This is a genomic window from Micromonospora sp. BQ11, from assembly GCF_052068135.1.
In the GTDB taxonomy this organism is placed as follows: Bacteria; Actinomycetota; Actinomycetes; order Mycobacteriales; family Micromonosporaceae; genus Micromonospora.
This window is the reverse complement of the sequence record NZ_JBQHDB010000003.1, coordinates 38,352-62,488: the sequence shown is the minus strand read 5'-3', so window position 1 is coordinate 62,488 and position 24,137 is coordinate 38,352. Positions and strand designations below refer to the sequence as shown.

Here is a 24,137-nt window from a genome sequence, read left to right as displayed (position 1 = left end):
GGGCCGTCGTTCTGCAGGCCGTCGTCGTGCCAGCCCCGGGCGGTGGTGCTCGGCTACAGCGCGAAGCCCGTCACGAACCGGCCGCCCAACTCCTCGATCTGGTCCGGGTGCCGCTCCCCGTACGGGCATCAGCTCCATCGGGTCGGCGGGCGCGGGCGAGTGGAACAGAACTGCGTACTGGCGGCATGGGGTTCCCTCGAAGGGACGTCCTTCCCCTGCCCACCGACGAACGCGGGGGCCGGACCCGACAGCGGCGATGCCACTGTTCCGGCTCGCCCTACCGCCCCCCACCTCCCCGCCACGCCGTCCTGGCCTTCCGGCGGTCGGTTGGCCGTGGCGGAAAATGTCGTACTTCTGTTCTGACGTGGACGCGTGATGGTGGCGTTGGCGCAGCTCAGCGAGGTGTTCGACGAGGTCGTCGACGCGTCGTCATGGGCGTGGTCCGACGAGGACCTGATCGCGTCACTGGATACGGTGCACCTGCTGGAACAGCGACTGACGGCGCTGAAGCTGGGCCTGGTGCGGGAGGTTGACGGTCGCGGGCTCGCCACCCGGCAGGGTGCCACCTCGACGGCGGTGTGGCTGCGCGACCGGCTTCGGCTGACCGGCCGCTCCGCACGTCACCTGGTGGCTGCTGCCGCGACCGTGGAGGCGGGGCCGTCCCAGGTGCGGTCGGCGCTGGCCCGTGGCGCGGTCACCGTCGAGCAGGCCGTGGTGGTCGCCGAGGCCGTCGGCGCGTTGCCGGTCGAGGCCGGCCCGGAGGTGGCCGACAAGGCCGCCGCGCTGCTGGTCGACCTCGCCGTGCAGCACGAGCCCACCGTCCTGCGCCGTCTCGGCGCACGCATTCTCCACCACGTCGCTCCGACCTCGCCGAGCAGGCCGAGGCGGAAGCGCTCCGGCGCATCGAGGAACGGGCCCTGGTCGACCGTCACCTCACGCTCTCCGACCAGCCCGACGGGCAGGTCCGGGTGAGCGGCCGCCTCGACGGCGAGACCGCCTCGCTGCTCCGCGCGGCGATCGAGCCGTTGTGCGCGCCCGGGGGAGTGGATGACGACCGCAGTCCCGGCCAACGACGGCACGACGCGCTCGCCGAGGTGTGCCGCCTGGTGCTGCGCACCGGCGACCTTCCTGAGCACGGCGGTGACCGGCCGCAGCTCGTCGTCACCGTCGCGCTGGATCCGTTGCTCAACCACCTCGGTGCCGGCACCCTCGACACCGGTCTCCGTCTCACGCCCGACGCCGTCCGGCGGATCGCCTGCGACGCCGCCGTCCTCCCGGCCGTCCTGGGTGGCGAGAGTCAGGTCCTCGACCTGGGCCGGCAGCGCCGGCTCGTCACCGGTCCGCTGCGGCGCGCCCTGGTCCTGCGCGACGGCGGCTGTGCCTTCCCGGGCTGCGACCGGCCGCCGCGGTGGTGCGACGGCCACCACATCCGACACTGGTCGGACGGGGGACCCACCCGACTCGACAACGCCGTCCTGCTCTGCGGTCACCACCACCGGGTCGTCCATCAGGGCGAGTGGACGATACGCCGGGGAGCCGACGGCCGTCCCGAGTTCCTGCCGCCGGCCTGGCTGGACCCGCAACGCGTGGCCCGCCGTAACGTCTACCACCGACGGTGCTGAGCGATTCGCCCACCGGGCACCGGTCGGGCCTCACCGCGTGGACCAGCAGCTCGTGGGCGGTGGTGCCGGGTCTCGTCCGGACGAGCGCTGCGCCTGGGCTGGTGCAGCATCGTGGGCGGGTGACAATGAGGCATGCCGAGCCGTCTTGCCGTCATCGTCATCGACGCCGTCCAACCGCACCTGATCGCCGACTTCTGGTGTGCGGTCCTCGGCTGGCAGATCGTCGAGGAGGATTCCGAGGTGATCACCATCGCAGCCGCCGACCGGTCCTGGCCGACGATCGACGTGGCTGCTGTGCCGGAGGGCAAGGTGATCAATAACCGGTTGCATCTCGACCTGCGGGCCGACGGCGTGTCCACCGCGGAGGAGCTTGACCGGCTGCTCGCCCTCGGCGCACGGCCCGTCGACGTGGGGCAGCCCTCGGATGCGACCTGGGTCGTGCTCGCCGATCCCGAGGGCAACGAGTTCTGCCTGCTGTCCCGTCCCGTCCAGGAGCTGTAGGACGGCCTTCGGTCCGGCGGGCTGGCGCACGTATCGGCGTCCGCGCCGCTCAGTCCTTCTGCAGCGCGTCCAGCTCAGCGGTGAGCAGACGCGCCAGCCGGTCGTGCCGTTCCGGGTCACGTTGCCGGGTGATGCCACGGCTCGGCATCTCCACGGTCATCAACAGGTAGAGGTGCAGGCGGTAGAGCGCCAGTCGCCGCCGGGCGCCGTCGTCGAGTACCAGCGGTTCACCGGTGGCGTGCGCGTAGCCGCGCAGGAACGGGTCTTGCGGCTCGTCCTCGACACGCCGGAAGAGCAGCGGGGAGACCAGGTCCAGCAGCGGGTCGCCGTACAGCCAGCGCTCGCCGTCGACCAGTCCGCACAGGCGGTACGTGCCCGTCGCGTCGGGCGCGGCGAGGACGTTGCCGTCCCAGCCGTCGAAGTGCAGCAGGGCGGACCGGCGCACCTGGTCCAGCGCGTCGCCGTGCCGGTCGACGAGTGACCGGACGCGCGGCGCGGGCGCGGGCAGCGGCACCTGCCAGTCGGCCGCGTCGGCGAGCAGCTCGTCCACCATGGCGCCGAAGGCGTCGCGCCAGGTGTCTCCGCACGCCCGCCTGTTGTCGGGATAGCCGTAGTGGTCGCCGGTGACCCGGTGCAGGGCGGCGACCGCCCGGCCGACGTCGTGGCGGGCGCGGGTCAGGTCCGCTCCGGTCGCGGACAGCTCGGCGAGGGAGCGGCCGGGCAGTCGACCGGTGAACAGCCACTCGCCGAGATCGGCATCCGTTCCCTGGTGCAGCACGGGTGGGACCGGAACCGTGGGCACCTCGGCCGCCACCAGCCGGAAGTAGCGTGCCTCGGCATCGGTGAGGTCCTGCTCGTAGCGCAGCAGCCGTACGTGCGGCGCGGGGGCGACCTTGAGCACCACGTCGCGGCCGTCGTCGAGGCGTACCCACCAGACCGCGGCGAAGCCGCCTCCACCCATGGGTCCGCATGCGGCGGCGGTCCGCCGGGGCCCGAACGAGGCGCGGACGTACCGCCCGACGTCGGCGGGGGAGAGGTGGCGCTGGGTGGGGCTGAAGGCGGCCATCAGAGCGCGGCGACCGAGGCCGGTGCCCGCTCCCGCCGGGCCAGGGCGCGCACCACGTCCAGTGGGCCGTGCCGCCAGGCCGCGAGACGGACGAGGAGGTGCAGGGACGCCTCCGTCGCGGCGGCCGGCAGCGCGGGGGTCGGCAGACCGAGGCTGACCACCAGGTCGTCGGTGTGCACGACCAGTTCGAGGACCCGGGTCAGCAGGAAGTCGTCCACCCGCAGGCCCCACTCGCCCAGGTCGACGATCCGGTCCGTCGGCTGCGCGGGAACCGTCCGTCGGAGTTCGCTGAGGGCGGCGTCGACCTCGTCGGCGAGCCGGTCCGGCGTGGTGGCGGCGGCGTCCCGTTCGCCGCGCCGGCGGATGCCCATGTTGTCCGCGCCGTCCACCCCCGAGGTCACCCACGGGTTGCCGGTGAAGTGGTCCAGCAGCGGGACGGCCGAGGTGCCCGGTGCGGCGGCGAGCAGGCCGGTGGTGCGGGTGACCTGGTTGGCGAGGTGGCGGGCGAGCCCACCGATGGTGAAGTCCGCCAGTGCGCTCGGGGCCGACCAGCGCCCGGCGAGCACGGGTGCACGCAGCAGTGTCGCGGCGACGTCGGCCGCGTCCAGGAAGGCGTCGCGGATCATCCGGCCGAGACTACGGAGGCGGACGGTTCGCCACCACCCGTCGGCGGCGTCGCGTGGCGGCCCCGGGGCGCTCAGCCGAGGCGTACCCCTTGCGGTGCGGACCGTGACGGCTCGTCCCCGGCCGGCCCACCGCCGACGGAGGCCACCGGGGGTGCGGGCACGATCGGCGCGTCGCGGCCGGTGCCGCGGTGGCCGTCGCCGTCCTGCTTCGCCGTCTCCTCGTGGTAGTCCTGCTCGACGTTGACCGACCAGACGTCGTGGGAGGTGCCCAGCGCGATGTTCTCCGCCGTCAGCATGGCGGTCAGCATCGAGTGGTCCTGATTGTTGTAGCGGTGCATGCCGTTGCGCCCGACCGGGTGCACGTTGGGCACCTCCCGGGCCAGCCACTCCCGGATCACGTCCACGTTGCGCTGGTACCGCTCGTCGTAGACCGGGTACGCCTTGGGCATCCGGACCACGTAGCCGGCCTCGACGACCCCGGGCCGGATCAGCCCGAGCCGCTCCAGCTCCACGGTGGCGGCGGCGACGAGTTCCGCGTCCGGCGTACGCCAGGTCTCGTCGTCCTCGAACACGAAGTACTCCAGGCCCAGGCAGGTGCGACCGTCCTTCACCAGGTGCGGTGACCAGGACCCGAAGTTCTGGATCCGGCCGACCTTGACACCGGGGTCGTGGACGTAGATCCAGTTGTCCGGGAAGGAGAACTCCGCCGGTACGACCAGCGCGACAGTGAGGAAGTCCCGGTAGCGCAGGTCCTCCGCGGCGGCCCGGACCTCCGGCGGAGGGGCCGGACTCAGCGCGGCCACCAGCTCGGAGATCGGCATGGACGAGATCACGTGCGCGGCGGGCTCGGTACGCCGCCCGCCCTCGGAGTCCACGCTGACCGAGATTGCGCGGCGGTGTTCCGGGTCCCGGTGCACGGCGGTGACCCAGGTGCCGGTCTCGACCCGACCCCCGCGGCGGCGCACCTCCTCCGCGCAGCGCTCCCACATCATCCCCGGCCCGAGCTTCGGGTACTGGAACTCCTCGATCAGGCTGGTCACGTCCTTACGGTTGCGCCGGGGCAACAGCGCGTTGAGGACCGCCTTGGACAGCGACAGGTTCTTGATCCGCTGCGCCGCCCAGTCGGCCTGCAACCGGTCGGCCGGCATGCCCCAGACCTTCTCCGTGTAGGTCTTGAAGAACATCGAGTACAGCCGCCACCCGAAACGGGCCGACACCCAGCCCTCGAAGTGCGACTGGTCCCGTGGGGGGCGCAGCCGGGCCCGGGCGTACGAGGCCATGCAGAGCGCCGCCTCCCGGATGCCGAGGTTGCGCAGGGCGTTGGACGCACTGAGCGGGTAGTCGTAGAGCGCACCCCGGTAGTAGATGCGGCTCATCCTCGGCCGCAGCAGGAAGTCCTCGTCGGGCAGGATCTCGTGCCAGAAGTCCTCGACCCGCGACACCTTCGTGAAGAACCGGTGCCCGCCGATGTCGAACCGCCACCCGTCGCGTTCCACGGTGCGGCTGATGCCGCCCACCACCTGGTCGGACTCGAACACCCGCACCGGGGTCCCGTGCCGGAGCAGTTCGTACGCCGCCGTCAGCCCGGCCGGCCCCGCACCGATCACCACGGTGCCTTGTTCGTCAGCCATGTTCGCCCGCTCCCTGCGTCCGGTGTGAGGCGGCGCGCTTACCCGCCATCCGCGCGGTCTCACCCCCACCGCCGGTTTCTTCCGGCCGGGTGACGTGTCGGGCGACGCGAAACGGGGATGTGGCACCGCCGGAAACGGACGGATCGGAGTTGGCGTGGGGGACGGACGGCCGCGCAGCGCGGTGGGGCCGCGGGAACGGCTCGGCGCGCGGGTCGACGCGGCGCGCGGCGCGGTGGGTCGGGCCGTCACCCGGGTGCCGGCGCCGTGGCCGTTCGTGGTGGTGGTCTTCCTCGGCACGAAGATCGTGCTCAGCCTCGTCGGCGTGCTCGCGTTGAGCGCGTTCGACGAGGTGCCGTGGGCGCCGCCGCCGCACGAGGCGATGATGCGCCAGCAGCAGCGCGAAGTCTCGGAGCACCGGTGGCTGTCGCTCTGGTTCGCCTGGGACTCGTTTCTGTACGACCATCTGGTGCAACAGCCGCTGGACGAGCCCTGGCGCGGCTTCGCCTTCCCGCTGCTCTACCCGTTCCTGGCGAAACCGCTGGCCCTGCTGCTGGGTGGGCGGACCGCGCTGGCGCTGCTGCTGGTCGCCAACGTCGCGTTCCTGCTGATGCTCTACTACGCCTACCGGCTGGCCGAGCGGCTGCTCGGCGACGACGCCGGCGCGCGGCGGTTCGTCCGCTACCTGGTGCTGCTTCCGGCCGCGTTCCTGTTCCAGGCGGCGCTGACCGAGTCGCTGTTCCTCTGCCTCGCCCTGGCCACCTTCCACTACGCCGAGGAGCGTCGCTGGCTGCTCGCCGGTGTCGTCGGGTACTTCCTCGGCCTGAGCCGCTCGGTGGGCTTCGTGGTCGTGGTCCCGTTGGCCCTGGTCCTGCTGCGCCAGCACGGTTACCGGTGGCGACCGCGGGACCTGGCGCGGTACGTGCGCGTCGGCTGGCCGCTGGTGCTGGTGCCGGCCGGCTGGCTGACGTTCATGGCGTTCTGCCGCTGGCAGGGCGGGGACTGGTTCGCCTACAAGCACGCCCAGGAGAAGGGCTGGGGGATCTCCGTGCAGAACCCGCTCGGCGTGCTCTGGCACGGCCTGACCGGGACCGGCCCCCGGGACGCCCTGCGGGTGTGGCTCGCCGTCCTGGTGCTGGCCGTCCTGGTCGCGGGCGCCCGCCGCCTGGGGCTGCCCTACCTGGTCTACGGGGTGCTGATGGTCATGGTGCCGTTGTCCATGGGACCGCCGGTGTACAAGAGCCTGCTGCGCTACCTGCTGGCGGTCTTCCCGGTCGCCCTGGTGCTGGCCGGGTGGGCCCGGCGCGCCACTGCCGACGTGTGGCTCTCCGCCGCGCTCGCCCTGCTCCAGGGCGCTCTGTTCGTCGTCTGGCTGGCGTACTGGACGCACTTCATCATCTGACCCGGGGTGGCGACGCCCGGGCCGACCGGCGTCACCGGACCGGGTCGGCCTTGCGCACGCGTCGACCCGACGCCGCCCGGCTCGTCGGCCGTGCCCGCGTCGTGCCCGCGTCCGGGGCCGGGCCGGCGCTGTCCCGCCGGACGACCTCGGCGGCGAGCACCTCGGTCCGGGGTGCCCCGGCACCCGGGTCCAGGGCCAGCGCCATGGCCCGCGCACCCATCTCCACCAGGGGCAGCCGGACGGTGGTCAGCGGCGGAGTCACGTCCCGGGCGATCGGCATGTCGTCGAAGCCGGTGACCGACACCTGCTGCGGCACCGCGACCGACCGGGACCGCAGCAGCGCGAGGGCGCCGATGGCCATCGAGTCGTTCAGGGCGACCACGGCGGTCAGTCCGGATTCGGCGTCGAGCAGGGCGGCGGTGGCGGCGGCGCCACCGTCCCGGTCGAACTCGGCGTACCGGATGCGGTGCTCGGGCAGGCTGCGGCCGTGCTCGGCGAGCGCGGCCCGCAGCCCCGCGAGCCGGTCGGTGGTCGTGGTGAGGACGGCCGGTCCGGAGATCACGCCGATCTCCCGGTGCCCCAGCGCGCACAGCTCGGTGCCGATCAGCCAGCCGCCGGTACGGTTGTCGGGCATGACGGCGTCGCCGGAGTGCTCGTGCCGGCCGATCACCGCCACCCGCCCGCCGGTCGCCTCGTACGCGGCCAGCTTCTCGTTGAGCAGCTTCGTGAACGTCTCGTCGTGGTAGCCCGATCCGGCCATGATGATCGCCGCCACCTGGTGGCCGCGCAGCAGCTCGACGTACTCCAGCTCCCGCTCCGGGTCGCGGTAGCTGTTGCAGATCATCAGCAGCCGCCCCTGGTCACTGGCGACCCGTTGCAGGCCCCGGGTGATCTCGGCGAAGTACGGGTCGGAGACGTCGTGGACGATCACGCCGACGGCCGTACGGTGCGAGCGCGCCAGCAGCTGGGCGTGGGCGTTGGGCACGTACTGGAGCTCGGCGACGGCGCGCAGCACCCGCTCGCGCAGGTCCTCGGTCACCGGCTTGCTGCTGCCGTTGATCACGCGGGACGCGGTGGCAGGCGAGACGCCCGCCCGTCGCGCCACGTCGGACAGGGTCGCCATGGCCGCCCCCTCACTGACTGTTGACGGCTTTTCACCGTGCGGGCTAGCGTCACCGTACCGCAAAGAAAGCCCTTTCCCGCAGGGAGGCCCCCGCATGTCCGACCGCCACGCCATCGTCCAGCTCGACGAACTGCCCCCCAAGCGCTGCTCCTGTGGCACCACCCGGCGCGGCTTCATCGCCGAGAGCGGAGGCCAGGCCAGCGTCCACCTGCTCCAGATCCAGGACGCGCTCACCCACTACCACAAGGTCGCCACCGAGTACTACATCGTGCTGGAGGGCGAGGGGGAGGTCGAGCTGGACGGCGTCCGCTACCCGGCCCGGCCGATGTCGGCCTTCCTCATCAAGCCGGGCTGCCGGCACCGGGCGATCGGCGACCTGAAGGTGCTGCTGGTGGCGCTTCCGGCGGCCGACGACACCGACGAGTACTTCGATGCCTGACGCGCCGGCCCCGCTGCCGGGCGGGGTCGGGCTGTCCCGGCTCTGCGTCTACGACACCCCGGGCCCGGACGGCCTGGTCGGCGGGACGCCGCACGTGCACCTCTGCTGCACCGAGGCGTACGTGGTGACCGGCGGTTCCGGCACGGTGCAGACGCTGACCGTGGACGGTTTCCGGGAGACACCGCTGCGCCCGGGGGCGGTCGTGTGGTTCACGCCGGGCACCGTGCACCGGCTGGTCAACGGCGGTGACCTGCGCATCGTCGTACTCATGCAGAACAGCGGGCTGCCCGAGGCGGGTGACGCGGTGCTCACCCTGCCGGCGGAGTACCTCGCGGATCCCGCCGCCTACGCCGCGGCGACGGCGTTGCCGGACGGGGGAGCGCCGGGCGGCGACGTGGGCGTCGCGCACCGCCGCCGGGACCTCGCGGTGGCCGGCTTCGCGGCGCTGCGGGCCGGCGGACGGCCGGCGTTGGAGCAGTTCTACGCGGCGGCGGTGGCGCTGCGCCGGCCGCTGGTCGACCAGTGGCGGCAGCGCTGGCGGGCCGGCGCGGCGGCGGCCGCCGCGCGCACCGGGCACCAGCTCGATGCGATCGACCGGGGCGACGCCGCGCACCTGGAGGGGGCCCGGTTGTACGCGGCCGGAGAGCCGGCCGAACGGGGCCGTCTCGGCATGTGCGGCCTGCTGGACACCTACCCGGCCGGCGGCTGACCGGCCCGACCGGACACGCTTCACAAACAGATCCAGGAAAGCCCTTGCCTCAGGCAAAACAGAGCCCTACGCTCCCAGGAAAGCGTTTGCCTGACTCGCCGACCCGGCCCGGTCCCACGGGACGTTTCCGGGCTCGAAGGAGGATCCGCGTGACCGAGAACGCCCTGGACACCGCGGGCCACCGGCCCGTCGCCCCGGCGGCCGGAACACCCGGCGACCGGGTCGGTGGGCCGGACCCGGCCGACCGCACCACCACCCCGGCCGGCGCGACGGGGGTGCCGGCCGGGCGCCCGCCCGGTCCCGGCCTCGGCCGGCGGCTCGTCGCCCTCGCCGACGCCCTGTGGCGTCCGGCCCTCGTGCTGGTGGCGGTCTTCGCCGCCTGGTGGTTCGTCGCCGCCCGCGAGTTCGTGCCGAACTACCTCGTCCCCACCCCCGGTCAGGTGTGGACGACGATGACCAGCCAGTGGTCCGAACTGGCCCGCCACACCCTGGTCACCCTCTACGAGACGGTCCTCGGCTTCGTCCTCGCCGCCGTGCTGGGCCTCGCCACCGCCGTCGCCATCGCCTACTCCCGCACCCTGGACAAGGCGCTCTACCCGATCGTCCTCTTCGCGCAGGTCATCCCGAAGATCGCCATCGCGCCGCTGCTGGTGGTGTGGTTCGGGCTCGGTCTGGCGCCGAAGGTCATCCTGGCCGTGCTCATCGCGTTCTTCCCGGTGGTCATCTCCGGGGTGGCCGGCCTGCGCTCCACCGATCCGGAGCTGCTCGACCTGGCGTCCACCATGGGCGCCGGCCCGTGGCGGACCTTCCGGAAGATCCGTTTCCCCAACGCCCTGCCGCACCTGATGGCCGGTCTCAAGGTCGCGGTCACCCTCGCGGTGGTCGGTGCGGTGGTCGGCGAGTTCGTCGGGGCCAGCGAAGGGCTCGGTTACGTCCTGCTGCTGGCCAACGGCAACCTCGACTCTGCGCTGCTCTTCGCCGACCTGATCCTCATGTCCGCCATCGGCATCGTCCTGTTCGTCCTCGTCGAGATCGCCGAGGCGCTGCTCATCCCGTGGCACGCCAGCCGCCGCACCGGAGTGTCGCTCACCACCTCCTGACCGCACCCCGCAGATCCGCGCACCCTCCCGAGTTCCTCACCAGCACGGAGGCACCGATATGAAGCGCACCGCCACCGCCCTGCTCCTCTCCACCGCCCTGCTGTTCGCCGCCACCGGCTGCGGCGGCGACGACTCCTCCGACGCCGGCTCCGACGGCGGGAACAAGAGCGTCACCCTGACCCTCAACTGGGTTCCCTACGGCGAGCACGCACCCTTCTACTACGGCCTGAAGAAGGGCTACTACGCCGCCGAGGGCATCGACCTGAAGATCCAGCCCGGTAACGGCTCCGGCAACACGATCAAGCAGGTCGCCCAGAAGCAGACCGAGTTCGGTTGGGCCGACAGCCCGGCGCTGCTGAAGTCCGTCGCCAGCGGCATGCCGGTCCGCAGCCTGGGTTCGTACCTGGAGAAGGGCCCCGCCTCGGTGGAGTTCTTCGCCGACAAGAACATCAAGACCCCCGCCGACCTCAAGGGCAAGACCGTCGGCGGCACCCCCGGCGACGCCCTCTACGCCACCTTCCCGGCCTGGCTGGAGAAGAACGGCCTAAAGCAGAGCGACGTCAAGGTGGTCAACGTCGACGCGGCCGGCAAGATCGCCGCGCTGGCCGAGGGCAAGGTCGACGCCATCATGGGCTTCTTCCACGACCAGGCCCCGACCATCGAGAACAAGACCGGCAAGAAGGTCGAGGTGCTGCTCTTCGCCGACTACGGGATGAACCTGCTCGGCACCGGCCTGGTGGCCAACACGGAGACCCTCGAGAAGGACCCGGAGCTGGCCCGCAAGTTCGTCCGGGCGACGCAGAAGTCCTGGACCGAGGCCGCGAAGGACGCCCCCGGCGCGGTCTCCGCGATGAGCGAGCTGGCCGAGAACGAGCCGCCCGCGGAGGTACTCACCAAGCAGCTCGCCCTCGCCCTGCCGCTGATCGGCACCGACGCCGCCCCCGGCGTGAACACCGACGCCCAGTGGAGCGAGACCGTCGACCTGATGGCCCGCTACGCCGAGCTGAAGAACCCGGGCGCGCCCACCGCGTACTGGGACGCCTCCTACGCGACGCAGGGCTGACCGGTGACCGCGAGCGCGCCGGTACGGACCGGCACCGCCATCGACATCTCCGGGGTGAGCGTCCGGTTCACCTCCAAGCGGTCGCAGACCACCGCCCTGGACGACGTCTCCCTGCACATCGCCCCGGGCGAGTTCGTCACCATCGTCGGCCCGTCCGGTTGCGGCAAGTCGACCCTGCTGAAGATCGTGGCGGGACTGGTCCGGCCGACCAGCGGCGACATCTCCCTGATGGGCCGTCCGGTCACCGGGCCGCAGAAGGACATCGGCTTCGTCTTCCAGCGGGCCGCCCTGCTGGAGTGGCGCGGAGCGCGGGCCAACATCCTGCTCCAGGCGGAGATGCGGGGCATGGACCGCCGCGCCGCCGCCGAGCGCGCCGACGCCCTGATCGAGATGACCGGGTTGCGGGGCTTCGAGAAGGCCCTGCCGCACGAGCTGTCCGGCGGCATGCAGCAGCGGGTGGCCCTGTGCCGCGCACTGCTGCACGCCCCGCCGGTCCTGCTCATGGACGAGCCGTTCGGCGCCCTCGACGCCCTCACCCGGGAACAGATGAACGCCGAGATGAACCGGATCTGGCGGGAGACCGGCACCACCGTGGTGCTGGTGACCCACTCGATCGCCGAGGCGGTCTTCCTCGGGACCCGGGTGATCCTGATGAGCCCGCGACCGGGGCGCATCCTGCGCACCTTCGACGTCGACCTGCCCCCGCACCGCGACTACGCCCAGGTCATGTCGGACCCCCGCTTCGACCGCCTCGCCACCGACCTGCGCGGATTGCTCGGCAGCGTTGCCGCGAACCACTGAGCAGGCCCCACGTACGACGGAAGGAACACCATGACCCGCAGGTCGATCGGCATCATCGTCAACGGAGTCACCGGCCGGATGGGCTACCGCCAGCACCTGGTGCGCTCCCTTTTGGCCATCCGTGAACAGGGCGGCGTCCCCCTGGCCGACGGGACGACCCTCTGGCCGCACCCGGTGCTGGTCGGGCGGAACGCCACCAAGCTCCGGGAGATCGCCGAGCGGCACGGCCTGGACGACTGGACCACCGACCTGACCGGGGCCCTCGCCCGGGAGGACGTCGAGATCTACTTCGACGCCCAGGTCACCCAGCAGCGGGAGAAGGCGATCCGGGCCGCGCTGGAGGCCGGCAAGCACGTCTACACCGAGAAGCCCCTCGCCGAGGAGACCGGCGGCGCGCTGGACCTGGCCCGTGCGGCCCGCGCCGCCGGTGTCCGGACCGGCGTGGTCCAGGACAAGCTCTTCCTGCCCGGACTGCGCAAGCTCAAGCGCCTCATCGACGGGGGCTTCTTCGGCCGGATCCTGTCGGTGCGCGGCGAGTTCGGCTACTGGGTGTTCGAGGGCGACTGGCAACCCGCCCAGCGTCCCTCCTGGAACTACCGGTCGGAGGACGGCGGCGGCATCGTCGTCGACATGTTCCCGCACTGGCAGTACGTGTTGGAGGAGCTGTTCGGGCGGGTGCGGTCGGTCTCCTGCGTCACCGCCACGCACGTGCCGGAGCGCGTCGACGAGGCGGGCCGCACCTACCGCGCGACCGCCGACGACGCCGCGTACGGGATCTTCGAACTCGACGGTGGGGCGATCGCCCAGCTCAACTCGTCGTGGTGCGTGCGGGTGCACCGCGAGGAACTGGTCGAGTTCCAGGTCGACGGCACCGAGGGCAGCGCGGTGGCCGGTCTGCGTACCTGCCGGACGCAGCACCGCGCGGTCACCCCGAAGCCGGTGTGGAACCCGGACCTGCCGGTCACCGAGGACTTCCGGGCACAGTGGACCGAGGTGCCGGACAACGACGACTTCGACAACGGCTTCAAGGTGCAGTGGGAGGCGTTCCTGCGGCACGTGGCCGACGGGGAGCCGTTCCGCTGGGACTTCCTGGCCGGCGCGCGCGGTGTGCAGCTCGCCGAGCTGGGGCTGCGGTCGGCGCGCGAGGGTCGTCGGCTCGAGGTGCCGGAGCTGGAGCTGTGAGCGCGCACGCCGCCGAGGTGCGGCTGCCCGGCGGAGTCCGGCACCGGCTGCGCGGCGGGGACGGCCACCCGCGCCCGGCCGGGCCGCCGGCCAGCCGGATCGCGTACGCCGCCGCGCACGTCGTCGCCGACCCGGGCGCCGAGAACGTCCCGGGCGCCGCGGCCGTGCTCGACTGGGAGCGCACCCTGGCCTTCCGGCGGCACCTCTGGTCGTACGGCCTGGGGGTCGCCGAGGCGATGGACACCGCGCAGCGGGGCATGGGCCTGGACCACCCGACCACCCGGGAGCTGATCCGGCGCAGCGCCGCCGAGGCCCGCGCGGTGGGCGGACGGATCGTGGCCGGGGTCGCCACCGACCAGCTTCCGGCCGGCCCGGCCACCCTGGCCGAGGTGACCCGGGCCTACCGCGAGCAGCTCGACGAGGTGCAGGAGGCCGGGGCCCGCCCGGTGCTGATGTGCAGCCGGCACCTCGCCGCCGCGGCCCGTGGGCCCGAGGACTACCTGCGGGTGTACGACGAGCTGCTCACCGCCGCCGACGGGCCGGTCGTGCTGCACTGGCTCGGATCGATGTTCGATCCGGCGCTGACCGGCTACTGGGGTGCGACCGACCTGGACCTGGCCGCCGACACGGTCGTCGAGCTGGTCAAGGCGCACGAGTCGCGGGTGGACGGGATCAAGGTCTCGCTGCTCGACGCCGGCCGGGAGGTGGCGCTGCGGCGCCGGCTGCCCGCGGGCGTACGCCTCTACACCGGCGACGACTTCCACTACCCGGAGCTGATCCGGGGCGACGAGGTGGGCCACTCCGACGCCCTGCTCGGGGTGTTCGCGGCGATCGCGCCGGCCGCCGCCGCCGCGCTGGCCGCGCTGGACCGCGACGACCTGACCGCGTACGAGGAGATCTTCGCGCCGACCGTGCCGTTGGCCCGGCACCTGTTCGCGACGCCCACCTGGTTCTACAAGACGGGCATCGTCTTCCTGGCCTGGCTGACCGGCCACCAGGACCACTTCACCATGGTCGGGGGTCTCCAGTCCGGCCGTTCGCCGGCGCACCTGGCGACCCTGCTCACCCTCGCCGACGCCGCCGGTCTGCTGCCGGACGCCGAGCTGGCCGCCGCCCGCGCGCGGGCGTTCTTCGCCACGGCGGGGGTGGACCAGTGAGCGCGAGGAGTGAGCCGGGTCTGCGAGCCCCGCAGTCGCGAACGGAAAGCGGCCTAGTGAGCGCGAGGAGTGAGCCGGGTCTGCGAGCCCCGCAGTCGCGAACGGAAAGCGGCCCAGTGAGCGCGAGGAGTGAGCCGGGTCTGGGGAGGTTCTCCTTCAACCAGGCCACGGCGAAGCACTGGCCGCTGGAGGACGTGGTCGCCGGGTGCGCCGACGCCGGGGTGCCCGGGATCGGCCTGTGGCGGGAGCCGGTGGCCGAGTACGGGCTGACCCGCGCGGCCAAGCTGGTGCGCGACGCCGGCCTGGCCGTGACCTCGCTGTGCCGGGGCGGCTTCTTCACCACCGACGGCTGGCGGGACGAGAACCTGCGGGCGATCGAGGAGGCCGCCACGCTCGGCACGGGGGTGCTGGTGCTCGTCTCCGGCGGCCTGCCCCCGGACAGCCGGGACGTCGACGGCGCCCGGAAGCGGGTCGCCGACGCGATCGCCGACCTGGCCCCGCACGCCGCCGCGGCCGGGGTGACCCTCGCCATCGAGCCGTTGCACCCGATGTTCTGCGCCGACCGGTGCGTCGTCGCCACGCTGGGCCAGGCACTCGACATCGCCGAGATGTTCGACCCGGGTGTGGTGGGCGTCGTCGTCGACGCGTACCACGTGTGGTGGGACGACACGGTGTACGCCCAGATCGCCCGCGCGGGCGCCCGGATCGCCGCGTTCCAGGTCTGCGACTGGGTGACCCCGCTGCCCGAGGGTGTACTGCTCGGCCGGGCGCTGCCCGGCGACGGCTGCATCGAGCTACGCCGCCTGCGGACGGCGGTCGACGCGGCCGGCTACACCGGGCCGGTCGAGGTGGAGGTCTTCTCCGCCGAGGTGTGGGCGCGGCCGGGGCGCGAGGTCCTCGACGCCTCCGTCGCGGGCTACCTGCGCCACGTTGTCTGAGCCGCCTCCGAACGTCGCTCCGGCCGGCCCCACCCTCATGGCCGGTCCGGGGCGGCGGTGGCCGGCGGCGGTCGGTGCCTGGCTCGGCATCGGCACCGCCCCCGCCGCGCTGGTACTGGGAGCGGCGATGGCCGCCCGACACGGCGGTGCGGTGCCGGTGGCCGGCCTGCTGGTCGGGGCGGCCCTCATGACGGCACTGCTCTGGGGGCAGGGCCGCATCGGGCTGCGCCCGCCGCTCGGCGACGGTCGCCCGCTCACCGGTGCTCTGCCCGCGTACGTCGGGAGGGTTGCCCGTACCCTGCTCGCGGCGGTGCTGGCCGTGTCCATGATCGGGTGGAACGGCTTCAACGTCGGCCTCGGCGGCGCGTCGCTCGCCGCGCTCGCGCACCTGCCCGGTTGGGCGGGACCGGTGCTGCTGGAGGCCCTGGTCCTCGCCGTGTCGCTGACCCCCGCCCGGTTCGGCAACCGGGTCGCCGTGGTCACCACCCTCAGCGCGGTGACGCTCGTCGGGTGGTGCCTGGTGACGCTCCCACCGCCGGCCGCCCCGGTCCGCGCCGACGTCGGCGGGTTCGCCGACGCCGCCGCGCTGGTCGGGTACGTGGCCGTGTTCGCCGTCCGCGCACCCGACTTCAGCGTCGGGCTGGCCCGCCGGCGGGACCTCGCCTGGTGCCTGGGGCTGCTCGTCGTACCGACGCTGCTCGGCGTGGTGGCCGGGGCGGGACTGTGGCTGCGTACCGGCTCGGCCGACGTCGTCGCCGTCCTCGCCGGCGCCGGTGGCGCGGCCGGGTGGGGGAACCTCTTCGTCGCGGTCGGCGTCTTCGCCGCCGCGCTCACCACGACCTACTCGGGCGCCCTGGCCGTACGCGACCTCGCGCCCCGGGTGCCGCCCGCCGCCGCGACGGCCACCGTCGCCCTGCTCGGCGGGCTGCTGGCGGTGGCCCGGTTCGACCGGTCGCTGCTGTCCTGGCTGACCCTGCTGGCCGCCGCCCTGCCCGTGCTCGTGGTGCCGATGGCGGCCGAGGCGGCGGCGCGCCGCCGGGGTCGTGCACCGCGCCGGGTGCCGGCGTGGTGCTGGGTGCCGCCGGGGGTCGTCGCGGTGGTCGCCACGGCCGCCGGCGTGACGCTCGCGCCGCTGCTCGGCCTGGCGCTGGCGGCCCTGCTCACCGTGATCCGGCATACGTACCGGCGCGCATGACCCGGTCCGGTGTTCCCGGCTCCTGCGGGTTGCGCGGCGCGGCAGCTACCGATGGGCAGGGTCGTACACCGGCTGTTTCCAGCCGGTGGTCTCGGCGGCGGTCGGCCTCCCGATCAGAAGGGAGGTGCGTCCTCGCCCATCAACGCCAGCACGACGCCTCCCTTCCCGCGCTTGAGGCCCTGGACCACGACCTTGCCGGTGCTGCCGTCGGGCAGCTCCAACGTGAAGGTCTTCCCGACCGCGTTCTTAGGGCCGTTGCCGGCGCTGTTGGCAGGTCGGAAGTCGCCCGCCCACGGCGGGGTTCCACCCTTGCGGGCGGGCTCGGCGAAGAGCGCGGCGGTGCCGGGGGTCCGGGTGCCGTCGGAGGAGAGAAGCACTGAGGCGCTGCGATAGGTAGCCATATGCCCCAAGGCTATCCCGGACCGCGCTCGTTCGCGCCATCCGCAACTGACCCGTGACGCGGACGGCGCGGAGAGCGATCGCCTGCCACCTTTCTGCGGACCGGCCACGCTCGCCCGCCCGGAGCTGTCGTCGACCGGGGGTCGACAGGCTAGTTTGCTCGGATGAGTCTCCTCGAAGACGTCGCGAGGCGTGACAGTTGGCGATGCTGGGTGTGCGACGAGCCGGTCGACGCCGACATGTCGGTGAACGACCCGCGTGGTCCCAGCGTCGACAGCCGCACCGCCGACAGGAAGGCCAAGGTCGTCGAGCGACTCGCGCACCGTGCCTGCAACACCCGCAAGGGCGCGGTCAAGGTGGTCATCGCCTGGCCGGACCGTCTGCACGTGGTGGAGCCCGCACCGCTGATCACCGTCGCCGAGCGACTCGAGCGCAAGGGGGGCCGCGAGCTGGTCGCCCGCTGCCCGAGCAGGAAGGACGCCCAGGAGGCGGCGGACTGGCTGGTCGACCGGTTCTCCCGGCTGGTGCCCGGACTGCCGGTGACCGCAAGCGTCGACGCGGGCGGCGGGCAGTACCTCGTCGCCCTGGCCACCGGCCGCCGCTGACCGCTGGCCCTGATCGGCGGGCCGTCGCCAAGCCGGGGCACCCACGGTTGGCTAGGGTTGCCGGAGACCCGCGCCGCCGACGACGAGGACTGCGATGACCCGGACCGACGACGACGTCGCCCTCGCCTCGGCGGTGGACCCGCTGGTCCTCGCGCTGGACATCGGGTCCACCGCCACCCGCGGTGGCGTGCACGACGCGTCGGGTCGGCGGATCCACGGCCTGCAGTACAAGGTTCCGCACGCCTTCACGGTCGCGCCCGACGGCACCTCGGTGATCGACCCCGATCAGGTGACCGCGGAGGTCGAGCAGGTCCTCGACGCGGTGACCGGGGACCCGCGGCTGGGGACTCGCATCGCCGGCGTGGCGATGGACACCTTCGCCGCCTCGCTGATCGCGGTCGACGCGGCCGGACGCGCGCTCACCCCGTGCCTGACCTACGCCGACTCCCGCAGCGCCGACGCGGTCACGGCGCTGCGGGAGGAGCTCGACGAGCAGGCGGCGCAGCAGCGCACCGGCACCCGCCTGCACACCAGCTATCACGCCCCGCGCCTGCGCTGGCTCGCGGCCGCGCAGCCGCGCGTCGTCGCCCAGGCCGTCCTCTGGTGGTCCCTGGGCGAGTACGTCCTGGCTCGGCTGGTCGGGCACCCGCTCGCCGGAACGTCCACGGTGGCGTGGACCGGCCTGCTCGACCGTCGCACGGGCGAGCTCGACGCCGAGCTGCTCGCTGCCGCGGGCATCGGACCCGGACAGCTCTCCCCGCCGCGGGACATGACCGAGCCGGCACCGTCGGCGGCACCGGCGCGCTGGCCCGCCCTCGCGCGGGCCGTGTGGTTCCCCGTCATCACCGACGGCCTCGCCAGCACCATCGGGGCCGGGGCGACCGACGCCACGGTGCTCACCGCCGCGACAGCCACCAGTGGCGCGCTGCGGGTGCTGCTCGACGCCCCGGCCGACCCCCTACCGTTCGGATTGTGGAACTACCGGGTCGACGCGGGACGCACCCTGCTCGGTGGGGCGATCAACGACGTCGGTCGCGCCGTCAGCTGGGCGCAGAGCACGTTGCGCCTCAGCCCGGCGCTCGCGGTCGCCCTCACCGCGCCGCCGAGCGATGCCACGCCGCTGGTGTTGCCGTACCTCACCGGGGAACGCGCGCCGGGCTGGGTCGGCGGGGCGCGCGCCGTGCTCGACGGGGTGTCGGCGGCCACGGACGCCGACGCCCTGTTCCGCGGGATCGTCGAGGGCGTGGCCCTGACCTACGCGCGTGTCGCCGACGAGCTGCACCCGGCCGCCCCGGGGGTCCTGGAGGTCGCGGCGGCGGGACGGGTCAGCAACGACCACCCTGAATGGCTCCAGATCCTCGCGGACGTGCTCGGGCGGCCCGTCATGCACGTGGCCCGGCGGCGCGCCACGCAGCGTGGCACGGCGCTGCTCGCGCTCGACGTGCTGGCACCGGACGTCCCGCGCGCCCCCCGGAGCACCGGAGCGACGTACGAGCCCCGGCCCGCACACGTCGAGCACTACGCGGGACGGCGCGCCCGGTTCGCCACGGCGTACGACGCGCTCGTGCGCGGCTGAGAGCCGAGGCGGTTCCTCCGCCGGCACGGGAGCGACGTCCACGTGATCATGAGGATGCCGAGGACGGCGAGGTCGAAGGCTTGGCCTTCTGCGGGTAGATCGTCTCGTGCCGGGCCAGCATGGCGACGAACTCGCCAATCTTCCGCTCGCGGGTCTCCGCCCGTTTGACGGCGTTGACGCGGTGGATGAGGGCGAACCGGTTGGTCTTGGTGAGGACGTCGAACATGGCCTGGGCGGCGGGGTCGGCGGCGATGGCGGCGAGGAGGTCGGCCGGCACCTCGGCCTCCGACGGCGGGGCGTAGGCGGCCGCCCAGCGCCCGTCCGCCTTCGCGGCTTCCACCGCGGCGCGGCCCGGGGCCAGCATCCGCCCCTGCGCCTCCAGGCGGGCCACGTGGGTGACGTTGCGTTGCGACCAGGAACTGCGGGGCCTCCGGGGGGTGAACCGGATCCACGAGCTCTCCTGGTCCCGTTTCCGGGCCTGTCCGTCGATCCAGCCGAAACACAGGGCCTCGTCGACCGCCTGCTGCCAGGTCAGCGTCGTGACGGTGCCGCCCTTCCTGGTCAGGGCGAGCCAGACACCGGGGGAGGTGGCGTGGTTGGCCGACAACCACGCGCGCAGCGCCTCGGCGTCCGCGACGATCAACTCATCCAGTTCGGCGCTCGTCATGACGGGAAGGCTATCGCCGCGCCGTCGGCGCGGTGGGCACGGCGAGAATGGACGCGTCACCGCGCCGGCCTCCGGCCTGACGTCGCCCGAGAGCCTGTAGAGTCGCGTGATGAACCGGGAGCAGGTCCGGCAGGCGTACGCGTCCGTCGCGGAGCTCTACATCGAGCTGTTCGGTACACCACAGCGGGTACACGCCGACGACCTCGCCTTCATCGGGCACCATCTGGCGGGCCGACCTGGCACGGTGCTCGATCTGGGCTGTGGGCCGGGCCATATCACCGAACACCTTCGCTCGCTCGGCGTCAGCGCGACGGGAATCGACATGGTTCCCGAGTTCATCGCCCATGCGCGGGCAGCCCACCCGCACGGCGACTATCAGCTCGGGGCGATGGAAGGTCTCGCCGTCGCCGACCACTCCATCGCCGGCATCCTGGCCTGGGGCTCGTTGATCCACCTGCCACCGCCAGATCTCGACGGCGTGCTCGCCGAGTTCCGACGGGTCATGGCCCCGGCCGGAACGTTGGTGGTGGGCTTCTTCGTCGGTGCCGAGGTCGCCGCCTTCGACCACAAGGTCGTGACCGCCTATCGCTGGCCCGCCGACGAGTTCTCCGAGCGACTGGCGCGAGCCGGCTTCACGGAGGTCGAGCGCCTGCAGCGGCCCGGCGACGGCACGCAACGGCCATACGCCGCCATCGCGGCGATCACGACCGGACGGTGAGCCGGGTCGGCGAGCCGCGTCGCGTCCACATCGGCGGACGCGGCCGTTCACGAGACGGGCCACGGCGGGCGGGGAACAGGTCCCCGCCCGCCGTGTCGCAGTGCGCTCGGTCAGCTGACGGTGACCGTCAGGTTGGTCGAGCGGGTCTCACCGGTGCTGTAGGTGACCGTCACCCGGGCGGTGAAGGTCCCCTTGCGGGCGTACGAGTGACTGGTCGAGCTGAGCGTGGCCCCGTGGACGACGGCGCTGTTGTCGCCGAAGTCCCACGAGTAGTCGGTGATGGTCTGGCCCGATCCGGCCGTGGCCGTGGCGGTCAGGTTCACCGACAGCGGTGCGGTACCCGTCGCCGGAGTGGCCGACGCCGACAGTGTTCCGCCGGGCTCCTGCTTGACGCCGGAGCCGTTGAAGCGCATCCAGTCGAAGGCCATCAGGTCCGGGGTGCCGCTGGTCGGCTGTGCCGCGTTGACGAACTTCACGTAGAGCGTGAACGTGGTGGTCGGCTTGTTGGTCAGCGCCACCGTGGGGGAGACCACGTTGTCGAAGCTCCCGGTCGGGCTGATGGTGGCCTTGCCGAGCAGCGTCCCGGTGGGCGAGCCGACCCGGAACTCGACGTCACCGCCGGTGCCGGCGGAGGACGCGCCCACCGTCACCGAGCTGATGTTCTTGAGGTTCACCGGCCCGTACGCGACCCACTCGTTGTGGTCGATGTCGCCGATCCGCTTGCCGGCCTTGGCCGTGGGGCGGTCGAACACCGTCACCCCGGAGGAGGAGCTGAGGTGCTCGGCCTCCTTGCTCTTCGGCTGCAGCTGTGACCGGGTGGACCCGATCAGTGCCGGGGCACCGCCGGAGCCGCCGCCGTCGGTGTACTGGGCGGTCACCACCGTGTAGAGGTTCTGCCCCGGACCGTGGCCGTCACCGGCGTCGGCCTCCGTGTTGAGCACCCCGGTGCAGCCGGTGTAGTTGTCCAGCGGGTGGGCGTGCGAGTCGTGGCCGAGCTGGGTCTGCACGACCACCTTGGTGCAGTCGATGGTGCTGTCCTCCGGGTCGGTGACCGTCACCGTGTACGGGATCTTGTCGCCGAAGTCGAAGAACCCGCCGTCGGGAACGTTGATCGTGACGGTGGGCCGGGTGTTGCCGACCACGATGTCGGTCACCGCCGTGGCGGTCAGCCCGTTGCCGCTGTTGCGGACGGTCAGCCTGGCGGTGAACTTCCCCGCGCTGTTGTACGTGAAGCTCGGGTTGGCCGCCGTGGAGTCGGTCGTGCCGTCGTTGGTGAAGTCCCAGGCGTAGGTGAGCGAGGAGCCGTCCCCGGCGGCCGACCCGGCCGAGGAGAAGGTCACCGCCAGCGGCGCGGGGCCGCTGTCCTTGTTCGCCGCGATCTTCGCCGTCGGCGGGCGGCCGTTGGCGACGTAGTCGATGCGGTAGATGCCGGCGCCGTTGTTGCTGCCGCCCCGGCCGCTGCCGGTGCCCTCACCGAAGTCGATGACGTAGAGCGAGCCGTCCGGCCCGAACTCCGCCTCGAAGGGCTGGATCCAGGACATGCCTCCGAGGACCCCGTTGATGGACTGGAGGTCGCCGACGTTCGTGGCACCGAAGCGGGCGTTGGTGAAGGTCTGGGCGGTCTTGTGCACCGACAGCGTCTTGAACCACTTGCGGGTGAGTTCGTAGACGAACCACTTGCCCTCGTAGTACTCCGGGAACTTGGTGGCCCGGGTGTTGTTCGGGTCGTAGTCGTAGACCGGACCGCTCATCGGGCCGCCACCGCCGGTGCCCACCTCCGGGAACTGGGTGGAGGCGGAGTACGCGTACCAGACCAGCGCCGACTTCGACGCCGGCAGGTTGGTCAGGCCGGTGTTGTTGGGGGAGTTGTTGACCGGCGCCGCGCAGTTGAACTTCGCCCCGGAGGTGCTGGTGGCGAAGTTGTAGTCGTTGAAGGGGATGTTGTTGCCGACGCAGTACGGCCAGCCGTAGTTGCCGGCGGAGGTGATCCGGTTGAACTCGACCGTCCCCTCCGGACCCCGGTTGGCGTCGGCGGAGCGGGCGTCCGGCCCGTAGTCCCCGACCAGCACCGCGCTGGTCAGCGGGTCGACGGTGATCCGGAACGGGTTGCGCATGCCCATGGCGTAGATCTCCGGCCGGGTCTTCGCGGTGCCGACCGGGAACAGGTTGCCGGTGGGGATCGTGTACGTGCCGTCGGCCTGCGGGGTGATCCGGAGGATCTTGCCGCGCAGATCGTTGGTGTTGCCGGCGGTCGCCTGCGCGTCGTAGGCGGCGCGCCCCGCGCGCTCGTCGATCGGGGTGTACCCGCTGGACTGGAACGGGTCGGTGTTGTCACCGATCGCCGCGTACAGCCGGCCGGACGGGTCCATCGCCAGCGAGCCGCCCATGTGCGAGTTGGCCCGGCCCTCACCCCGGAAGGTGGGGATCGTCAGCAGGCGCTTCTCCGACGACATCGCCACCGCGTTGTTCGCCACCGTGAAGCGGGAGAGGTTGAGCTGCTTGAGGGTCTTGTCCGACCAGAGCAGGTAGACCCACCCGTTGGTGGCGAAGTTGCGATCCAGCGTCATGCCGATCAGGCCGTCGGACTGGTCGGTCATGGCGGAGGTGTAGGCGAAGTCGAGCAGCGTGGTGGTCTGGAGCGTGTCCTGGTTGACCACCTTCAGGGCGCCGGTGCGCTGGATGAAGTAGACCTTCCGGTCCGGCGCGACGGCCAGCTCGAACGGGTCGGCGAGGTTCTCGGTGACCAGGCCGACGCGCTCGAAGTTGCTGGTCTCGGTGGCCCCGCAGTCGCCGGCGGCCGCGCCGGCCGCCCACTCGATGCCGTACCGCAGGTGCTCCAGGAACGACGGTTCGCTGAACGAGGAGCTGCTGTGCCCGCCGGCGGTGTACCAGGACCGGCCGCCGTCGTAGCGGTGGCACCAGGAGTACGGGTGGTCGACGCCCTCGTCCAGGCCGTTGATGCCGTCGCGGACCTTGATCTGGGCGAGGGTGTGCACGTTACCGGTGGGATTGGTCTTCCAGTTGTACCACTCCTCGCTGCGCTCCCAGAGCTCCGGCAGGTTCTTCGTGGAGGGGTGCGCCCGGTCCAGGACCTTGATCCGGCCCGGGTACACGCCGCCGGTCGAGGAGAAGTCCGGGTGGTAGTCGAAGATGGTGCCGACCAGGCCCTCGTACCAGGTCCAGTCGCGTTCGCTGGCCGAGGCCGCGTGCAGGCCGACCCAGCCGCCGCCGTCCCGGATGAACTTCTGGAACGCGGCCCGTTGACTGGCGTTGAGCAGGTCGCCCGAGGTGGGCAACGAGTTGGTGTTGTTGAAGACCAGGGCGTCGAACCCCGCGAGGTTGGCGTCGGTGAACGCCGCCGCGTCGTCGGTGACGACCACCTCGAAGTTGTGGTCCGTACCGAGCTTCTGGATGGCGGTCTTCCCGGCGGGGATGGACGAGTGGTAGAAGTTCGTGACCTTGGAGAAGACCAGGACGCGGAAGCGGGGCGCGGCCTGGGCGGGGACGGACGTGGTGGCCAGGACGGTGACCACGGAGAGCAGGGCGAGGCAGAACGCCCGGAGGTGGCGTCGGGTCATGTGGCGCTCCCTGTCGATGGAGTCGATCAGGCGGGGGTGGAA

The 24,137-nt window shown here is 72.5% G+C and carries 23 protein-coding genes; 16 read left to right on the top strand and 7 right to left on the bottom strand.

What is annotated here, in order from left to right; translation table 11 throughout:
* Window positions 1-375: 375 nt before the first annotated feature.
* From ACTMSW_RS07450 to ACTMSW_RS07440, 3 genes are all read left to right on the top strand, one after another.
* On the top strand, window positions 376-972 hold the full coding sequence (locus ACTMSW_RS07450) for a DUF222 domain-containing protein (protein WP_441180183.1): 597 nt from the start codon (window positions 376-378) through the stop codon (window positions 970-972).
* Window positions 903-1,622 carry a DUF222 domain-containing protein gene (locus tag ACTMSW_RS07445; RefSeq protein ID WP_441180182.1) on the top strand — a complete coding sequence of 240 codons (720 nt, stop codon included), beginning with the start codon at window positions 903-905 and terminating at the stop codon, window positions 1,620-1,622. Before ACTMSW_RS07450 ends, ACTMSW_RS07445 begins: the two co-directional genes overlap by 70 nt.
* A gap of 132 nt (window positions 1,623-1,754) precedes the next feature.
* Window positions 1,755-2,123 carry a VOC family protein gene (locus tag ACTMSW_RS07440; RefSeq protein ID WP_441179753.1) on the top strand — a complete coding sequence of 123 codons (369 nt, stop codon included), beginning with the start codon at window positions 1,755-1,757 and terminating at the stop codon, window positions 2,121-2,123.
* Window positions 2,124-2,172: 49 nt separating this feature from the next.
* Here ACTMSW_RS07440 and ACTMSW_RS07435 read toward each other — a convergent pair whose 3' ends face one another.
* From ACTMSW_RS07435 to ACTMSW_RS07425, 3 genes are all read right to left on the bottom strand, one after another.
* Window positions 2,173-3,189 (bottom strand): phosphotransferase family protein, encoded by a 1,017-nt coding sequence (locus ACTMSW_RS07435; RefSeq protein ID WP_441179752.1) that lies wholly within the window; start codon window positions 3,187-3,189, stop codon window positions 2,173-2,175.
* Window positions 3,189-3,815 (bottom strand): maleylpyruvate isomerase N-terminal domain-containing protein, encoded by a 627-nt coding sequence (locus ACTMSW_RS07430; protein ID WP_441179751.1) that lies wholly within the window; start codon window positions 3,813-3,815, stop codon window positions 3,189-3,191. Before ACTMSW_RS07430 ends, ACTMSW_RS07435 begins: the two co-directional genes overlap by 1 nt.
* Window positions 3,816-3,886: 71 nt before the next feature.
* Window positions 3,887-5,446 (bottom strand): NAD(P)/FAD-dependent oxidoreductase, encoded by a 1,560-nt coding sequence (locus tag ACTMSW_RS07425; RefSeq protein WP_441179750.1) that lies wholly within the window; start codon window positions 5,444-5,446, stop codon window positions 3,887-3,889.
* Window positions 5,447-5,600: 154 nt separating this feature from the next.
* Here ACTMSW_RS07425 and ACTMSW_RS07420 point away from each other — a divergent pair, with 154 nt between their 5' ends.
* Window positions 5,601-6,845 carry a hypothetical protein gene (locus ACTMSW_RS07420; protein ID WP_441179748.1) on the top strand — a complete coding sequence of 415 codons (1,245 nt, stop codon included), beginning with the start codon at window positions 5,601-5,603 and terminating at the stop codon, window positions 6,843-6,845.
* A 31-nt stretch (window positions 6,846-6,876) separates the two neighbouring features.
* On the opposite strand, the gene ACTMSW_RS07415 is transcribed toward ACTMSW_RS07420, so the two are convergent.
* Entirely contained in the window at window positions 6,877-7,968 is a 1,092-nt protein-coding gene (locus tag ACTMSW_RS07415; protein WP_441179747.1) for a LacI family DNA-binding transcriptional regulator, read from the bottom strand.
* Window positions 7,969-8,062: 94 nt separating this feature from the next.
* Here ACTMSW_RS07415 and ACTMSW_RS07410 point away from each other — a divergent pair, with 94 nt between their 5' ends.
* The 9 genes from ACTMSW_RS07410 to ACTMSW_RS07370 all read left to right on the top strand — a co-directional run bounded on the left by ACTMSW_RS07410 (window position 8,063) and on the right by ACTMSW_RS07370 (window position 16,552).
* Window positions 8,063-8,407, top strand: a complete 345-nt coding sequence (locus ACTMSW_RS07410; RefSeq protein ID WP_441179746.1) for a cupin domain-containing protein — start codon at window positions 8,063-8,065, stop codon at window positions 8,405-8,407.
* Window positions 8,400-9,116 carry a cupin domain-containing protein gene (locus tag ACTMSW_RS07405; RefSeq protein WP_441179745.1) on the top strand — a complete coding sequence of 239 codons (717 nt, stop codon included), beginning with the start codon at window positions 8,400-8,402 and terminating at the stop codon, window positions 9,114-9,116. Before ACTMSW_RS07410 ends, ACTMSW_RS07405 begins: the two co-directional genes overlap by 8 nt.
* Before the next feature lie 149 nt (window positions 9,117-9,265).
* A complete protein-coding gene (locus tag ACTMSW_RS07400) occupies window positions 9,266-10,216 on the top strand; it encodes an ABC transporter permease (protein WP_441179744.1) in 951 nt (316 codons plus the stop codon).
* Window positions 10,217-10,274: 58 nt separating this feature from the next.
* Window positions 10,275-11,279, top strand: coding sequence for an ABC transporter substrate-binding protein (locus ACTMSW_RS07395; RefSeq protein WP_441179743.1), 1,005 nt, complete (start codon window positions 10,275-10,277; stop codon window positions 11,277-11,279).
* Window positions 11,280-11,282: 3 nt separating this feature from the next.
* Window positions 11,283-12,080, top strand: a complete 798-nt coding sequence (locus ACTMSW_RS07390; RefSeq protein WP_441179742.1) for an ABC transporter ATP-binding protein — start codon at window positions 11,283-11,285, stop codon at window positions 12,078-12,080.
* A 30-nt stretch (window positions 12,081-12,110) separates the two neighbouring features.
* Window positions 12,111-13,262: a Gfo/Idh/MocA family protein gene (locus ACTMSW_RS07385; protein ID WP_441179741.1), complete on the top strand. Its 1,152-nt coding sequence runs from the start codon at window positions 12,111-12,113 to the stop codon at window positions 13,260-13,262.
* On the top strand, window positions 13,259-14,419 hold the full coding sequence (locus ACTMSW_RS07380) for a dihydrodipicolinate synthase family protein (protein ID WP_441179740.1): 1,161 nt from the start codon (window positions 13,259-13,261) through the stop codon (window positions 14,417-14,419). Before ACTMSW_RS07385 ends, ACTMSW_RS07380 begins: the two co-directional genes overlap by 4 nt.
* Window positions 14,420-14,535: 116 nt before the next feature.
* Window positions 14,536-15,357, top strand: coding sequence for a sugar phosphate isomerase/epimerase family protein (locus ACTMSW_RS07375; protein ID WP_441179739.1), 822 nt, complete (start codon window positions 14,536-14,538; stop codon window positions 15,355-15,357).
* A complete protein-coding gene (locus ACTMSW_RS07370) occupies window positions 15,350-16,552 on the top strand; it encodes a hypothetical protein (protein WP_441179738.1) in 1,203 nt (400 codons plus the stop codon). The genes ACTMSW_RS07375 and ACTMSW_RS07370 overlap by 8 nt, the downstream gene beginning before the upstream one ends.
* Window positions 16,553-16,665: 113 nt before the next feature.
* On the opposite strand, the gene ACTMSW_RS07365 is transcribed toward ACTMSW_RS07370, so the two are convergent.
* The gene (locus ACTMSW_RS07365) at window positions 16,666-16,953 is read right to left on the bottom strand and encodes a hypothetical protein (RefSeq protein ID WP_441179737.1); all 288 of its coding nucleotides are present in this window, start codon (window positions 16,951-16,953) and stop codon (window positions 16,666-16,668) included.
* Between the two features lie 162 nt (window positions 16,954-17,115).
* On the opposite strand from ACTMSW_RS07365, the gene ACTMSW_RS07360 reads away from it, so the two are divergent.
* A complete protein-coding gene (locus ACTMSW_RS07360) occupies window positions 17,116-17,556 on the top strand; it encodes a hypothetical protein (protein ID WP_441179736.1) in 441 nt (146 codons plus the stop codon).
* 94 nt (window positions 17,557-17,650) lie between these two features.
* The gene (locus ACTMSW_RS07355; protein ID WP_441179735.1) at window positions 17,651-19,132 is read left to right on the top strand and encodes a gluconokinase; all 1,482 of its coding nucleotides are present in this window, start codon (window positions 17,651-17,653) and stop codon (window positions 19,130-19,132) included.
* Window positions 19,133-19,178: 46 nt separating this feature from the next.
* Here ACTMSW_RS07355 and ACTMSW_RS07350 read toward each other — a convergent pair whose 3' ends face one another.
* Entirely contained in the window at window positions 19,179-19,799 is a 621-nt protein-coding gene (locus ACTMSW_RS07350; RefSeq protein ID WP_441179734.1) for a YdeI/OmpD-associated family protein, read from the bottom strand.
* Window positions 19,800-19,908: 109 nt separating this feature from the next.
* Here ACTMSW_RS07350 and ACTMSW_RS07345 point away from each other — a divergent pair, with 109 nt between their 5' ends.
* A complete protein-coding gene (locus ACTMSW_RS07345; protein ID WP_441179733.1) occupies window positions 19,909-20,517 on the top strand; it encodes a class I SAM-dependent methyltransferase in 609 nt (202 codons plus the stop codon).
* 110 nt (window positions 20,518-20,627) lie between these two features.
* Here ACTMSW_RS07345 and ACTMSW_RS07340 read toward each other — a convergent pair whose 3' ends face one another.
* Window positions 20,628-24,095, bottom strand: coding sequence for a ThuA domain-containing protein (locus ACTMSW_RS07340; RefSeq protein WP_441179732.1), 3,468 nt, complete (start codon window positions 24,093-24,095; stop codon window positions 20,628-20,630).
* Window positions 24,096-24,137 lie beyond the last annotated feature (42 nt).